We start from the raw sequence: 14,671 nt of genomic DNA on the forward strand, positions 1-14,671 counted from the left end.
CCTTAGATCAGATCCGCCCGGCAGGCGCATACGGCGCCGGATCAATAATTGGCGCCCTTCCCAGCATCACATCAGCAAACAACTGACACGACGCCGGCGCCAGCACCAGACCGTTGCGGTAATGCCCGCAGTTGAGCCAAAGCCCCTCAACCCCCGGCACCCGACCGATATACGGAATGCCTTCTGGCGACCCCGGGCGCAAACCGGCCCAATGCCCGACCACTTCGGCGTCGGCCAGTGCCGGAATCAACTCCACCGCCGATGCCTTCAGGCTCTCCAGGGCTGACTCAGTCGGAGTCTTGTCGAAGCCTTCATGCTCCAGCGTGCTGCCAATCAGAATGTGCCCATCGCGTCGCGGAATCGCGTAACGCCCCTTGGCCAGGACCATGCTCGGCAAAAAGTCCGCCGCACACTTATAGAGAATCATCTGCCCCTTCACCGGTTCGACCGGCAGCGCCAGATCGAGACTCTTGAGCAAGTCGCCGCTCCAGGCACCCGCGGTCAGGACCACTTGATCGCCGCGAATAGCGCCGGCCGTGGTCTGCACACCGACAACTTGATCGGCCTCGCGAATGAAGCCGCTGACTTCACACTGCTCATGAATGGTCACGTTCGGCAGCGCCAGCAACGCCGCCTTGAGCGACTTCACCAGGCGCGGGTTGCGGACGTTGGCGACGTCGTCCATGTAGATCGCCCGGGAGAAACCGCTCCCCAGCACGGGCACCGCGTCGTGCGCAGCGCAGATATCCACCGCGCGCAACGGACGATTTTCACGGGCCGCCCAGGCCAGCGCTTCGGCCTCGTCGTCCAGATCCAGCCAGTACAGGCCGGTGGTGTGTACTTCAGGATCAACGCCGGTCGCGGCAAAAAGTCGCTCGCCCAGCTGTGGATAAAAATCCTGCGACCAATGGGCCAGCGCGGTCACTGCCGGGCTGTAGCGCCACGGATAAAGCGGCGAGACGATGCCGCCACCGGCCCAGGACGACTCCTGGCCCACGCTCGAGCGATCCAGCAGCACAATACTGTGCACTTCGGACGCGAGATTGAACGCCGTCAGCAAACCAATCACACCGCCGCCGACAATCACCACTTGCTGTTGCCTGGTCATGTTCTGATCCAACCGTTAAATAGACAGCGGGCGCAAAAGGCGCCCGAAAAGAAGAAACTCAACGCCCCCAGCAATCTTTGCTGGTCAGGCCGGACGTTGCATTGACCATGCTCAGCACACCGGTGTTGGTGACGGTCAAATCACCGCATTTATCCGTGGCCATGCTCGTGCCAGCCTTGCGCACCGCCGTCAGCAGGAAGGTCTGGTCGGTCAGCGTCGGGACAATGGTGTAGTAGTCATTGCCGGCACTGAGGCCTGTCGCGTCGGTGTACACATTTTTCTGCGAGTAGAAGCGCTCCAGGACCTGCGCTTGTTCGGAGAGTAGTCCAGCCACTTCGGTACGGCGGCCCTTGTTCATGTACTCGGTGAAGCTCGGGGCAGCAATGGTCAGGACAATCCCGATGATCGCAATCACGATCATGATTTCGATCAGGGTAAAACCGCGGTTGAATCTGTGCATGCCTCAACTCTCACTTACTGAATTTGTCGCCACATAATGCGACGGCTGCCGCCGCCAGGTTTTTCCACCACTGGGGTGATGCCACTGCTGGAATCGTTCACGTCGCCGGCCGCAGCGCTATCGGCGTCATCCGGGCCTGGATTATCGCCGATAAAGATCACCCCACTGGAAATCGAGTCGGGGTTATCCACAACCCCATCGCCGTTGCTGTCGAGCATCTTAACGCTGAACCCATCGGGCAGCTTCAGGCAGATGGGCTTGCGGCCCGGTTTGTCGCTATAAAAGCCGTACCAGTAACCACTGGCCAGGCAACGATTGCGATTCGGGGCCGGCGAATCCGGCGGCGTAAAGCAATAGGCTGATGCCGGCAGGCACAACGCCAGAACAGTAGCGCATAGCAGGGGCCGAACGCCAAACCGCCGTTCAGTACTTCGCATAAATGCTCTCCACTACGCTGCGCGAGTTGCCCACGATGCCTATCGCCGTGACCCGGTACAACGTGGCCGGCGTGTTGATCGGCACATTCACAGCAGTCCGGCTGATGCCGATGTTTTGCACACCATAAAAGCCATTGCCGGAGGCGACCCAGGTCACCCCCGAAGCGGAATTGAACCCGGCGACCTTGAGGCTCGACGACTCCGCTGGCGGCGCGCACCGACGGGTGCCGTTGCACACGGCCAACGAATAGCTGTCGAGTTGCACCGCGCTTTCGCCGACGCGTAGCGCCGCTTCGGCGCCCTGGAACGACTGATTACGCACGCTCACGCTGCCGGCCATTTTCTCCTGCAGGGTGGCGCTCTGCATGGATGAAATACCGATGAGTGTCAGTACCAGCAGGAACACCAGGCTGACCAGCAAGGCCATGCCGCGTTGCCCGCGAGCGGCCACAGAAATACAACTCATCGACCCTCCCCTCATGGCAAGCGGTTGCGCAGAGCGGCAACCACGTTGAAAGTTTGATCGCTCACGCGGTGGTGCGGGTCGTAGAGGGTCAGTGTCAGGCGAACACTGCGAATGCGGGCCGGGTCTGTTGGGGTACTGCTGTAACTGGACGCGGCCAGGTCAGTATTGGAGCTGGCGAGGCCGAAGCTGACGTCGAAGGCGCTGACGTTGTCCACCAGCGGCTGCTGGCGCGGCTTACCTTGGCCAATGCCCATCGTCAGCTGGTTATTCTTGAAGCTGTAAATCGTGCGCCGGATCGGAAAGGCCAACTGTCCCGACGCAGGGGAATGCCGGGCGGTGTGGGCCGTGGCAGTGTTTCGACAATCGGAAACCACCGTCCATGTTGGCTCGCCGCCATGGCTGCCGACATCCGCTGTCACCAGCGTCAACCGGGCATTGTCCCAGCTGATCGGCGTGAGCTGGCTGGCCTTGAAGTCACCCGCCGCAGTGGCATCAGTGATCGTTCCCAGGCAACCGAACATGCCGACCATGCGGATTTCCTGAATCATCTTGCTCAGGACAAAGCGCGCGTCTTCTTGCATCGCGGCTGCGCTGTTCTGACTGAGGTAGGTGTTTTTGGCCGCAATGAAAACCTGTACCACGCCCAGCACCACGATCAGGCTCAATGCCAGGGCGATCAGCATTTCGATCAGGCCGAACCCTCGATTGAAACGGCTCATGGTTTCGTCACCGGGTCGACGGTCGCTCGACTGGTAAGCACGAAGCTACGCCGATAATCGGCGACTTTGGCCGCCCGCGAGTCGTCCCAGGTGATGGTGATGGTGTACACGCGCTGATTGAGGGTGACGCTGCCGGTCGCCGTCGGGCCGCCGAAGTTGACGATGTTGCTGGTGAAGTCGTAAAGGTCCTGGTCCCGGGCGACGCTCAGGTTGCCCGAGGTCGGTGGCGTCACGGTGTAGTCGGCGCCAGCGTTGGCACGAATGCGGTCCATCATGTCGTAGGCGATAAAACTGGCCTGAGTGGTCATCCGCGCACTGTCGGTGTACTTCAGCGCATTGAGTTGCAGCGCCGCCGCTCCCAATAGCCCTACGCTCAGTATCAACAACGCCACCAAAACCTCGATCAACGTCATACCTTCCTGTGCAGGCTTGCTCCATTGCCTCATCCGCAATCCCCACCCGATAAAATTCGTCCGTTCAGGCACACGCTCAGCGTCCTGCTTTGCGTGCCCCGCACATAGCTGATCAGCACCGCCGTGGACGGCGACGACAACGCGCCCAAACTGTTGAAATCGATGGCGGTCACGCCTGAGGGTAGCGTCAGAGTCGCGCCGCCGCTCAGCGCTGGAACAGCCCGCAATACATTGGCCGGCGTGCCAGTATCGTCATAGACCGTCAATTCCCCGGTCCAGATGCTGCCGCCCGCCGTCGGGCGCAGCCGCGTGGTCACCCCACGATCAATCGCCGCCAGTCGGGCGAAATTCAGGCCGCGCTGCAGATCACCGATCTCGGTATCGGCCCTGGTCATTTGCGTCGAACGGGTAAACGCCGGGACTGCCAGCGTGATCAAGAGCAGAAAGATCGCCATGGCGACCAGCAACTCGATCAGCGTGAAACCTTTTGTACGATGATCCATCGGTGTCCTCTGACGCCCTCGGCTATACCTGCTTTTGCACACCACAACATTCGATCGCCAAGGCGTGGTTGATTGGCCATTCCTCGGGCAGGGATTGCTCGAGGCACAACTCCCCAAGGAGGGAAATATCATGCGTCAGCAAGGTTTCAGCCTGATCGAATTGCTTATGGGACTGGCGATTGCCGCAATTGTTCTGCACTTGGTCAGCCCGGCGTTCGCGGCGCTGACGGAATCGAACCATCGTGAGGACGTAGCGAAGTCACTTGTCGGCGGTTTGCGCAGCGCAAGGAGCGAAGCAATCACGCGAAACCAGACGGTGGTCATTCACAGTATTAACGATGACTGGAGCCAAGGCTGGCGGATCGTTCTGGATGTAAGCGGCAAGGGCTATGAGGACATCAGCAATCCACTGCTGACCGAGCACCAAAGTGGCACTCGAGTGCCGATTGTCGGCAATAAATTTGTCAGGACTTCCGTGCGATTCAGCCACTTGGGCGAACCGGTACATGGCGGCTTTCAATCGGGGACATTACACATTTGCGCCACCCGCGAACCGGTGAGCCAGTACCAGGTGGTGCTGGCCTCGAGCGGTCGCGTCAGCCTGCGCAGCGACAAGGCTGAACAGGCGTTATGCGCGGAAGGGAAAGAACTCAGAGCAGCGAGCGCACGCGCAGCTCTTTAGGCATGGAGAACGTGATGTTCTCCTCGCGACCGGCCAGCTCATCGGCACCGGTAGCACCCCAGGCCTGCAATTGCTGGATCACCCCACGCACCAACACTTCCGGAGCAGAAGCGCCGGCGGTAATGCCGATACGCTCGACACCGTCAAACCAGCTCTTTTGCAGGTCTTCGGCGCCGTCGATCAGGTACGCCGGGGTGGCCATGCGTTCGGCCAGCTCACGCAAACGATTGGAGTTGGAGCTGTTCGGGCTGCCGACCACCAGCACCACGTCGCATTCGTCGGCCAGTTGCTTGACGGCGTCCTGACGGTTTTGCGTGGCATAGCAGATGTCGTCCTTGCGCGGGCCACCAATCGCCGGGAAGCGCGTACGCAGTGCGTCGATCACGCGACTGGTGTCGTCCATGGACAGAGTGGTCTGGGTCACGAACGCCAGTTTTTCAGGGTTGTTGACCTGCAAGGCGGCGACGTCTTTCTCGTCTTCGACCAGATAGATCGCGCCACCGTTGCTGCCATCGTACTGGCCCATGGTGCCTTCGACTTCCGGATGACCGGCGTGGCCGATGAGGATGCATTCACGGCCGTCGCGGCTGTAGCGTGCAACTTCGATGTGTACCTTTGTCACCAGGGGACAGGTAGCGTCGAACACCTTCAGGCCACGACCTGCAGCTTCGGTGCGTACGGCTTGGGAAACACCGTGGGCACTGAAGATCACGATGACGTCATCCGGCACCTGATCCAGTTCCTCAACGAAGATCGCCCCGCGAGCACGCAGGTCTTCGACGACGAACTTGTTGTGGACCACTTCGTGGCGCACATAGATCGGCGGCCCGAACACTTCCAGGGCGCGGTTGACGATTTCGATCGCACGGTCCACACCGGCGCAGAAGCCACGGGGGTTGGCGAGTTTGATTTGCATGCTGTGCCTCGTGTCTTGCGCGCAAGAAATTAGATCATTACAACCCTGTAGGAGCAGAGCTTGCTCGCGAAAGCGGTGGGTCAATCGACATTGATGTTGAATGTGATGACGCCATCGACGGAACGCCGCCCGCAGCAAGCTCTGCTCCTACACTGGACCGTGTTCGGTCAGTTACAGCGATTTGACGCTGATGATCTCGACGTCAAAGGTCAATGTCTTGCCAGCCAGCGGGTGGTTGAAGTCGATGGTCACTTGCTCGTCATCGAATTCTTTCACCACGCCAGGCAGCTCAGTATTCGCCGCATCGTTGAAGATCACCAGCAAACCCGGCGAAAGGTCCATGTCCTTGAACTGTGAACGCGGGATGATCTGTACGTTCTGCGGGTTCGGCTGGCCGAAAGCGTTTTCCGGCTGAATGGTCAGCGTACGCTTGTCGCCCGCCTTGAAGCCGAACAGTGCCGCTTCGAAACCTGGCAACAGGTTGCCGTCGCCGACCTGAAAGGTCGCCGGGGCTTTGTCGAAGGTGCTGTCGACGGTGTCGCCGTTCTCCAGGCGCAGTGCAAAGTGCAAGGTGACTTCCGTGTTCTGGCGGATGCGTTGCTCAGCCAATACCTGTTCAGTCATGAACGGTTTCTCCGGTCTTCTTGGTTTTGAACATATCCAGTGCCAGCATCACGGCACCCACCGTGATTGCGCTGTCGGCAACGTTGAACGCCGGGAAATACCAGCGGTTCTGCCAATGCACCAGAATGAAATCGATCACATGGCCCAGGGCAATGCGGTCATACAAGTTGCCCAGCGCACCGCCCAGCACTAACGCCAAGGCGACAGCCAGCCAGGTTTCGTTGCGCCCCAGACGCTTGAGCCACACCACCAGCACCGCACTGACCACCACCGCGATCAGGGCAAACAACCAGCGCTGCCAGCCGGAGCTGTCGGCCAGGAAGCTGAACGCCGCGCCGGTGTTGTAGGCCAGGGTCCAACTGAACAAATCGGGGATCACCACGATTTGCTGGAACATCTCGAGCCTGTCTTCGAAGTAGAACTTGCTGGCCTGGTCGATGACCAGGACCAGCAAACTCAACCAGAGCCAGCTCAGCCGTCCGAAACGGCCAACGGCATTAGGCATAGTGACGGACCTCGCCAGCGCCGCTGATGTTGTCGACGCAACGACCGCAGATTTCCGGATGCTCCGGGTTCACGCCGACGTCTTCACGGCAATGCCAGCAACGGGCGCACTTGGCGTGGCTCGACTTGACCACTTGCAGCTTCAAACCGCTGACTTCGGTGACCACGGCATCGGCCGGTGCCTGCACGAATGGTGCGAGGGTTGCGGTCGAAGTGATCAACACGAAGCGCAGTTCGTTGCTCAGCTTGGCCAGGTCGGCGCTCAGCGCTTCTTCGGCGAACAGCGTCACTTCGGCTTGCAGGTTGCCACCGACGGCCTTGGCCGCGCGCTGGATTTCCATTTCTTTGTTGACGGCCACTTTGACGGCCATGATCCGCTCCCAGTAGGCGCGGTCCAGCTCGACGCCTTCCGGCAGCTCGGTCAAGCCTTCGTACCAGGTGTTGAGCATCACCGATTCGTTACGCTCGCCCGGCAGGTATTCCCACAGTTCGTCAGCAGTGAACGCGAGGATCGGTGCGATCCAGCGCACCAGCGCTTCAGAGATGTGATACAGCGCGGTTTGCGCCGAACGGCGGGCCTTGCTGTTGGCGCCAGTGGTGTACTGACGGTCCTTGATGATGTCGAGGTAGAAACCGCCCAACTCTTGCACGCAGAAGTTGTGGATCTTGGAGTACACGTTCCAGAAACGGTACTCGCCGTAGTGCTCTTGCAGCTCACGTTGCAGCAGCAGCGTGCGGTCCACGGCCCAACGATCCAGCGCGAGCATGTCCTCTGCCGGCAGGATGTCAGTGGCCGGGTTGAAGCCGGTCAGGTTCGAGAGCAGGAAGCGCGCGGTGTTACGGATACGCCGGTAGGCGTCCGCACTGCGTTGCAGGATCTGCTCGGAAACCGCCATTTCACCCGAGTAATCGGTGGAAGCCACCCACAGACGCATGATGTCGGCGCCCAGGGTGTCATTGACCTTTTGCGGTGCAATCACGTTGCCCAGCGATTTCGACATCTTGCGACCGGACTCATCAACAGTGAAGCCGTGGGTCAGCAGTTCGCGGTACGGCGCGTGATTGTCGATGGCGCAACCGGTCAGCAACGACGAGTGGAACCAGCCACGGTGCTGGTCCGAGCCTTCCAGGTACAGGTCGGCGCGTGGACCGGTTTCGTGGCCCATCGGGTGCGAACCGCGCAGGACGTGCCAGTGCGTGGTGCCCGAATCGAACCAGACGTCCAGGGTGTCGCTGATCTTGTCGTACTGCGGCGCTTCATCACCCAGCAGTTCAGCAGCGTCCATCTTGAACCAGGCTTCGATGCCTTCGACTTCGACGCGCTTGGCGACTTCTTCCATCAGTTCGGCGGTGCGTGGGTGCAGTTCGCCGCTTTCCTTGTTCAGGAAGAACGGGATCGGCACACCCCAGTTGCGCTGACGGGAGATGCACCAGTCCGGACGGTTGGCGATCATCGAATGCAGGCGCGCCTGGCCCCAGGTTGGAACGAACCTGGTGTCTTCGATGGCTTTGATCGCCCGCTTGCGCAGGGTGTCGCCGGTCACAGGCTCTTTGTCCATGCCGATGAACCACTGCGCGGTGGCGCGGTAGATCAGCGGGGTCTTGTGACGCCAGCAGTGCATGTAGCTGTGTTCGATGATGGTGGTGTGCAACAGCGCGCCGACTTCAGTCAGCTTGTCGACGATGGCCGGGTTGGCCTTCCAGATGAACTGGCCACCAAAGAATTCCAGCGACGTCGCGTATACGCCGTTGCTTTGTACCGGATTGAGGATGTCATCGTTGACCATGCCGTATTTCTTGCAGGTCACGAAGTCGTCCACGCCGTAGGCCGGAGCGGAGTGAACCACGCCCGTGCCGGCGCCCAGTTCAACGTACTCGGCCAGGTAAACCGGCGACAGGCGATCGTAGAACGGGTGACGGAAATTGATCAGTTCCAGTTGTTTACCGGTGGTGGTCGCGATGACCGAACCTTCCAGGCTGTAACGCGCCAGGCACGACTCGACCAGCTCTTCAGCCAGCACCAGCAGTTTGTCGCCGACATCGACCAGGGCGTAGTTGAATTCCGGGTGAACGTTCAGCGCCTGGTTGGCGGGGATGGTCCACGGGGTGGTGGTCCAGATCACGATCGAAGCCGGTTTGGCCAGCGATGGCAGACCGAAAGCGGCAGCCAGATTGGCTTCGTCGGCAATCGGGAAGGCTACGTCGATGGTCGAGGATTTCTTGTTCTCGTACTCGACTTCCGCTTCAGCCAGGGCCGAACCGCAGTCGAAGCACCAGTTCACAGGCTTGAGGCCTTTGAACACGAAACCGCCTTTGACGATTTCAGCCAAGGCGCGGATTTCACCGGCCTCGTTCTTGAAGTCCATGGTCTTGTACGGGTTGGCGAAGTCGCCCAACACGCCCAGACGGATGAATTCGGATTTCTGACCTTCGATCTGCTCGGTGGCGTAGGCACGACACAGTTCGCGGGTCTTGTCCGCGCCCAGGTTCTTGCCGTGGGTCACTTCGACTTTGTGCTCGATCGGCAGACCGTGGCAGTCCCAACCCGGCACATAAGGCGCGTCGAAACCCGACAGGGTCTTCGAGCGAATGATCATGTCCTTGAGAATCTTGTTCAGCGCATGACCGATGTGAATCGTGCCGTTGGCGTACGGAGGACCGTCGTGCAGGACGAACTTCGGACGATCCTTGCCAATCTCGCGCAACTTACCGTACAGGCCAATACTGTCCCAGCGCTGCAGAATCTGCGGTTCGCGCTGTGGCAGGCCGGCCTTCATTGGGAAGGCGGTGTCCGGAAGGTTTAGCGTGGCTTTATAGTCGGTCATTTAAGGCTCTTCATTAGCGATTGGCGCTAGGTGCGACAGGGCACGGGCGGCGGCGACATCCGCATTGATCGCCGTCTTAAGCGCCTCCAGAGAGGCGAAACGCTGCTCTTCACGCAGCTTGTGGTGGAAGACCACCGTCAAACGCCGGTCATACAGATCGCCGGCAAAATCTAAAAGATGCACTTCGAGGTGGGCTTTGCCATCACCTTGAACCGTTGGCCGCACGCCGATATTGGCGACACCTGGCCAGGTCTTGCCGTCGATGTCGACGTTGACCAGGTAAACCCCGGTCAGCGGCACGCGACGGCGCTTGAGTTGTATGTTGGCCGTGCGCGTACCCAACTGGCGCGCCAGCTTCTGGCCGTGCAGCACTCGCCCGGTAATCTGGAACGGTCGCCCGAGCAGTCGCTCGGCCAAGGCAAAATCGGCAGCGGCCAGAGCATTGCGGACCTGAGTGCTGCTGACCCGAATGCCGTCCAGCTCGACGGTTTGCGCCGCTTCGACGGTAAAGCCCTGAACGATGCCGGCTTGTTGCAGGAAATCGAAATCTCCTACGCGGTCGCAGCCGAAGCGGAAGTCGTCACCGACCTCAAGGTGCTGCACGCCAAGGCCGTCGACCAGAATGGTATCAACGAATTCACTGGCGCTGAGCTTGCTCAGCCGCTGGTTGAAGGCCAGGCACAGGACGCGGTCGACACCTTCGTCGGCCAGCAGTTGCAGTTTGTCCCGCAACCGGGCCAGTCGGGCAGGAGCCGTGTCCGGGGCGAAAAATTCTCGGGGCTGCGGCTCAAAAATCACCACGCAGCTGGGCACGCCCAACTCGAGCGCACGTTCACGCAGCCGCGCCAGGATAGCCTGGTGACCACGGTGAACACCGTCAAAGTTGCCAATAGTGGCGACACAGCCCCGATGCTGGGGGCGCAGATTTTGGAGGCCTCGAACCAGCTGCATAACGCGCTTCTTGCTCATAAAGTGGTCGATTATAACCACACCCGGCGGCCGACGACAGGCAACACCGTAACCAAAGTGATCGAGCCGACAAAACCACCGGCTCGCCCGTGTTTATCGAGGCCGCAACCTCAACTCAGTGCCTTGCGATTAAAGTCGCGCAAACGGAAGCCCATCAGCAGCAACATCCCGAAATAAGAGACGATACCGGCCGCGACCAAAGCGCCAAGGCGCAGGAACCGCTCCAGCATATGCCCCTGATCCCACGCCGGCATAAAGTGCATCCCGACCAGCAACACCGCAGACATCACCAACACGGCGATGACGAGCTTGGCGCCGAACTTTGCCCAACCCGGTTGCGGCTGGTACATCTGCTGCTTGCGCAACTGATAGAACAATAACCCGGCGTTGAGGCAGGCACCGGCACTGATGGCCAGTGCCAGACCGGCATGGGCCAGTGGACCGATCAACATCAAGTTGAATAACTGAGTCACCACCAGGGTGAAAATTGCAATTTTCACCGGCGTACGGATGTTTTGTTGCGCATAAAAGCCCGGCGCCAGCACTTTGATCACGATAATGCCCAGCAACCCGACCGAATAAGCGATCAACGCCCGTTGCGTCATCGACGCATCGAAGGCGCTGAACTGGCCGTACTGGAACAGCGAGACGGTCAGCGGCTCAGCCAGAATCCCCAGCGCCAGCGCACACGGCAACACCAGCACGAAGCACAGGCGCAGCCCCCAATCGAGGATGCGCGAATATTCGTGACGATCCTTGCTGGCGTAGGTTTTGGCCAGTGTGGGCAACAGAATCGTGCCCAACGCCACGCCCAATACACCGGACGGCAATTCCATCAAACGGTCGGCGTAGTACATCCAGGACACCGAACCGGCCACCAGGAACGACGCGAAAATAGTGTTGATGATCAGCGAAATCTGGCTCACGGACACGCCGAGAATCGCCGGCAGCATCTGTTTCATGACCCGCCAGACGCCGCTGTCACGCAGGTTCAGGCGTGGCAACACGAGCATGCCGATCTTTTTCAGGTGCGGCAGCTGATAGAGCAATTGCGCCAGACCACCCACCAGAACCGCCCAGCCCAACGCCATGACCGGTGGATCGAAATACGGAGTCAGGAACAGCGAAAAAACGATCATGCTGACGTTTAGCAGAGTCGGCACAAAGGCCGGCACTGAAAAACGGTTGTATGTATTGAGGATCGCACCAGCCAGGGACGACAGGGAGATCAACAAGATGTAGGGAAAGGTCACCCGCAACAGGCTGGAGGTCAGCTCGAACTTTTCCGGTGTATTGGTAAATCCCGGCGCGGTCGCCCAGATGACCCAGGGTGCAGCAATCATCCCCAATACCGTAACCAGGGCCAGCACCAGCGTCAGCAGGCCCGAGACGTACGCAACAAACGTTCGCGTCGCCTCCTCACCCTTCTGGCTTTTGTATTCGGCCAGAATCGGCACGAAAGCCTGGGAAAACGCCCCCTCGGCGAAGATCCGCCGCAGCAGATTGGGCAGTTTGAAGGCGATAAAGAAGGCGTCCGTCGCCATCCCGGCACCAAATGTGCGTGCAATAAGCGTGTCACGAACAAACCCCAAAACCCGGGAAATCATCGTGATAGAGCTGACGGCGGCCAACGATTTGAGCAGATTCATTGAAAGAGTTTGTGCCTGTCGATAAACAGCAGGCGAACAAAGCGCCTACTTATGCGATACTCCGCGCCGCAGCAGCACAGAGCCAAAGCTCGCGAGTTTACAGGTCAAGCGCCGGAAATAAATATCCCGCCTCTTTATACCTACCACTTAGCGGAACGTCTCAACCGCCCTTGACAAGACATCAACTCATCGGCATGATTCGCGGCCTATTTTGTTTGCTATTTCCTAAAAAGTCTTTCGAGGAGCTCGACGGTGGCCAACACACCTTCCGCCAAAAAACGTGCAAAACAGGCTGAGAAGCGTCGCAGCCACAACGCCAGCCTGCGTTCCATGGTTCGTACCTACATCAAGAATGTAGTTAAAGCCATCGACGCAAAAGACGCTGCTAAAGCTCAAGCTGCTTACGTTCTGGCCGTGCCAGTAATCGACCGTATGGCCGATAAAGGCATCATCCACAAGAACAAGGCTGCTCGTCATAAGAGCCGCCTGAACGGTCACGTCAAGGCTCTGAACCTTGCTGTTGCCGCTTAAGCGATAAGCTTGTTGAAAAACCGACCTCAGGGTCGGTTTTTTATTGCCTGCGATTTAGTGAATCCAGTACAAAAAAAAATGTGGGAGCGGGCTTGCTCGCGAAAGCGGTGTCTCAGGCGACATTTGTGTCGACTGATCCTCCCTATTCGCGAGCAAGCCCGCTCCCACATTTTGGATCTGCGCCAGGTTATTGAGCGTGCGTCCACGGCAAGATCGGAATCGCCGTCACCGCATTCTGCGGGCTGCCTTCGATCAAACGATCGCTGTAGACCAGGTACACCAGCGTATTGCGTTTCTTGTCGAGAAAACGCACCACCTGCATGGTCTTGAACACCAGCGATGTGCGCTCCTTGAACACCTCATCGCCATCCTTCAGCTCACCCTTGAAACTGATGGGCCCGACCTGACGGCAAGCGATAGAGGCCTCGGCGCGATCTTCAGCCAGACCCAGACCACCCTTAACGCCACCTGTCTTGGCGCGCGACAGGTAGCACGTCACGCCATCGACCTTCGGATCATCAAACGCCTCGACGACGATACGGTCGTTCGGGCCGACGAACTTGAACACCGTCGATACCTGGCCAATTTCCTCAGCCGAAGCCAGCAGCGGCATCGCCAGCAGCAGACCCAACAATCCTTTTGCTATACGCATTCAGGTATTCCTTCAGACCAGAATCAGGTTATCGCGGTGAACCAGCTCCGGCTCCGCCATGTAACCCAACAGACCGACAATCGCCTCAGACGACTGACCGATGATTTTTTGCGCTTCCAGCGCGCTGTAATTGGCCAGGCCACGGGCGATCTCGCGACCATCCGGCGCCACACACACCACCATTTCGCCGCGACGGAAGCTGCCCTGCACCAGCTTGACGCCCACCGGCAGCAAACTTTTATGGTCCTGGGCCAGCGCTTTCACTGCACCACCATCCAAGACCAGCGTGCCACGGGTTTGCAGGTGCCCGGCCAGCCATTGCTTGCGCGCCGCCAGCATGCCGCGCTCAGGCGAGAGCAAGGTGCCGATGCGCTCCCCTGCTTTCAGGCGATCCAGCACGCGCTCAATGCGCCCACCAACGATGATGGTGTGTGCCCCAGAGCGAGCCGCCAGACGCGCTGCACGCAACTTGGTCTGCATACCGCCACGCCCCAACGCACCACCCGTACCGCCAGCCACCGCATCCAACGCCGGATCATCGGCGCGCGCCTCGTAAATCAGGTTGGCGTCGGGGTTGTTGCGCGGATCAGCGTCAAACATGCCATCGCGATCCGTGAGAATCACCAGCAAATCGGCCTCGACCAGGTTGGCCACCAGCGCCGCCAGCGTGTCGTTGTCACCAAAACGGATTTCGTCCGTCACCACAGTGTCGTTTTCGTTGATCACCGGGATCACTTTCAATTCCACCAGTGCGCGCAAGGTGCTGCGGGCGTTCAGATAACGTTTGCGGTCGGACAAGTCATCGTGCGTCAGGAGAATCTGCGCGGTGTGCCGGCCATGCTCGGCAAAGCTCGATTCCCATGCCTGCACCAACCCCATCTGACCGATGGCAGCAGCAGCCTGCAACTCGTGCATCGCACTGGGTCGTACGGTCCAGCCCAAGCGACTCATGCCCGCAGCTACCGCACCGGAAGACACTAACACCAGTTCGACACCCGCTTCATGCAAAGCCACCATCTGCTCGACCCAGACACCCATTGCTGCGCGATCCAGGCCTTTACCGTCCGCCGTCAGCAAAGCGCTGCCGATCTTCACGACCCAACGCTGCGCACCTGTCACCTTGCTCCGCATCATCTTCAACCTTAGCTTGAGGACAGCGCGACCCAGCGCTGCCCGTAACGTTATTCGTGACTACCGATTTCCAGATACTAAA

Annotated in this window: 17 protein-coding genes; 2 read left to right on the forward strand and 15 right to left on the reverse strand. The window is 59.5% G+C overall.

The window, feature by feature from the left end; all coding sequences use genetic code 11:
• Positions 1–7: 7 nt before the first annotated feature.
• The 7 genes from thiO to ACA048_RS25315 are packed head-to-tail and all read right to left on the reverse strand — an operon-like array spanning position 8 to position 4,106.
• Entirely contained in the window at positions 8–1,108 is a 1,101-nt protein-coding gene (thiO, locus tag ACA048_RS25285; RefSeq protein ID WP_497626755.1) for a glycine oxidase ThiO, read from the reverse strand.
• Positions 1,109–1,166: 58 nt separating this feature from the next.
• Complete coding sequence (locus tag ACA048_RS25290) at positions 1,167–1,568, reverse strand: type IV pilin protein (RefSeq protein WP_497626756.1); 402 nt, start codon at positions 1,566–1,568, stop codon at positions 1,167–1,169.
• A gap of 14 nt (positions 1,569–1,582) precedes the next feature.
• The gene (locus tag ACA048_RS25295; RefSeq protein WP_497626757.1) at positions 1,583–2,005 is read right to left on the reverse strand and encodes a hypothetical protein; all 423 of its coding nucleotides are present in this window, start codon (positions 2,003–2,005) and stop codon (positions 1,583–1,585) included.
• Positions 1,992–2,471: a pilus assembly PilX family protein gene (locus ACA048_RS25300; protein WP_497626758.1), complete on the reverse strand. Its 480-nt coding sequence runs from the start codon at positions 2,469–2,471 to the stop codon at positions 1,992–1,994. The genes ACA048_RS25295 and ACA048_RS25300 overlap by 14 nt, the downstream gene beginning before the upstream one ends.
• An 11-nt stretch (positions 2,472–2,482) precedes the next feature.
• Positions 2,483–3,190 (reverse strand): PilW family protein, encoded by a 708-nt coding sequence (locus tag ACA048_RS25305; RefSeq protein ID WP_497626759.1) that lies wholly within the window; start codon positions 3,188–3,190, stop codon positions 2,483–2,485.
• A complete protein-coding gene (gene pilV / locus ACA048_RS25310) occupies positions 3,187–3,636 on the reverse strand; it encodes a type IV pilus modification protein PilV (RefSeq protein WP_497626760.1) in 450 nt (149 codons plus the stop codon). The genes ACA048_RS25305 and pilV overlap by 4 nt, the downstream gene beginning before the upstream one ends.
• Complete coding sequence (locus ACA048_RS25315) at positions 3,633–4,106, reverse strand: pilus assembly FimT family protein (RefSeq protein ID WP_497626761.1); 474 nt, start codon at positions 4,104–4,106, stop codon at positions 3,633–3,635. The genes pilV and ACA048_RS25315 overlap by 4 nt, the downstream gene beginning before the upstream one ends.
• A gap of 130 nt (positions 4,107–4,236) precedes the next feature.
• On the opposite strand from ACA048_RS25315, the gene ACA048_RS25320 reads away from it, so the two are divergent.
• Entirely contained in the window at positions 4,237–4,788 is a 552-nt protein-coding gene (locus tag ACA048_RS25320; protein ID WP_497626762.1) for a GspH/FimT family pseudopilin, read from the forward strand.
• Here ACA048_RS25320 and ispH read toward each other — a convergent pair.
• The 6 genes from ispH to murJ form a co-directional block, all read right to left on the reverse strand.
• Positions 4,757–5,704, reverse strand: coding sequence for a 4-hydroxy-3-methylbut-2-enyl diphosphate reductase (gene ispH / locus ACA048_RS25325; protein WP_033054296.1), 948 nt, complete (start codon positions 5,702–5,704; stop codon positions 4,757–4,759). The two genes, ACA048_RS25320 and ispH, sit on opposite strands and share 32 nt — an antisense overlap.
• A gap of 171 nt (positions 5,705–5,875) precedes the next feature.
• Positions 5,876–6,313, reverse strand: a complete 438-nt coding sequence (gene fkpB, locus ACA048_RS25330; RefSeq protein WP_174602658.1) for an FKBP-type peptidyl-prolyl cis-trans isomerase — start codon at positions 6,311–6,313, stop codon at positions 5,876–5,878.
• A gap of 7 nt (positions 6,314–6,320) precedes the next feature.
• A complete protein-coding gene (gene lspA / locus ACA048_RS25335) occupies positions 6,321–6,833 on the reverse strand; it encodes a signal peptidase II (protein ID WP_497626763.1) in 513 nt (170 codons plus the stop codon).
• Positions 6,826–9,657: an isoleucine--tRNA ligase gene (gene ileS / locus ACA048_RS25340; protein ID WP_497626764.1), complete on the reverse strand. Its 2,832-nt coding sequence runs from the start codon at positions 9,655–9,657 to the stop codon at positions 6,826–6,828. The genes lspA and ileS overlap by 8 nt, the downstream gene beginning before the upstream one ends.
• Positions 9,658–10,608, reverse strand: a complete 951-nt coding sequence (gene ribF, locus ACA048_RS25345) for a bifunctional riboflavin kinase/FAD synthetase (protein ID WP_223515504.1) — start codon at positions 10,606–10,608, stop codon at positions 9,658–9,660. It abuts the gene before it with no gap.
• Between the two features lie 128 nt (positions 10,609–10,736).
• Positions 10,737–12,275, reverse strand: a complete 1,539-nt coding sequence (gene murJ, locus ACA048_RS25350; RefSeq protein WP_497626766.1) for a murein biosynthesis integral membrane protein MurJ — start codon at positions 12,273–12,275, stop codon at positions 10,737–10,739.
• 252 nt (positions 12,276–12,527) lie between these two features.
• Between murJ and rpsT the strand changes: the two genes are divergently transcribed.
• Positions 12,528–12,806, forward strand: coding sequence for a 30S ribosomal protein S20 (rpsT, locus tag ACA048_RS25355; protein WP_007942340.1), 279 nt, complete (start codon positions 12,528–12,530; stop codon positions 12,804–12,806).
• 187 nt (positions 12,807–12,993) lie between these two features.
• On the opposite strand, the gene ACA048_RS25360 is transcribed toward rpsT, so the two are convergent.
• Entirely contained in the window at positions 12,994–13,458 is a 465-nt protein-coding gene (locus ACA048_RS25360) for a CreA family protein (RefSeq protein WP_497626767.1), read from the reverse strand.
• 12 nt (positions 13,459–13,470) lie between these two features.
• A complete protein-coding gene (proB, locus tag ACA048_RS25365; protein WP_027924199.1) occupies positions 13,471–14,589 on the reverse strand; it encodes a glutamate 5-kinase in 1,119 nt (372 codons plus the stop codon).
• Between the last annotated feature and the right edge of the window lie 82 nt (positions 14,590–14,671).

The organism is Pseudomonas sp. LBUM1659 (genome assembly GCF_059716045.1).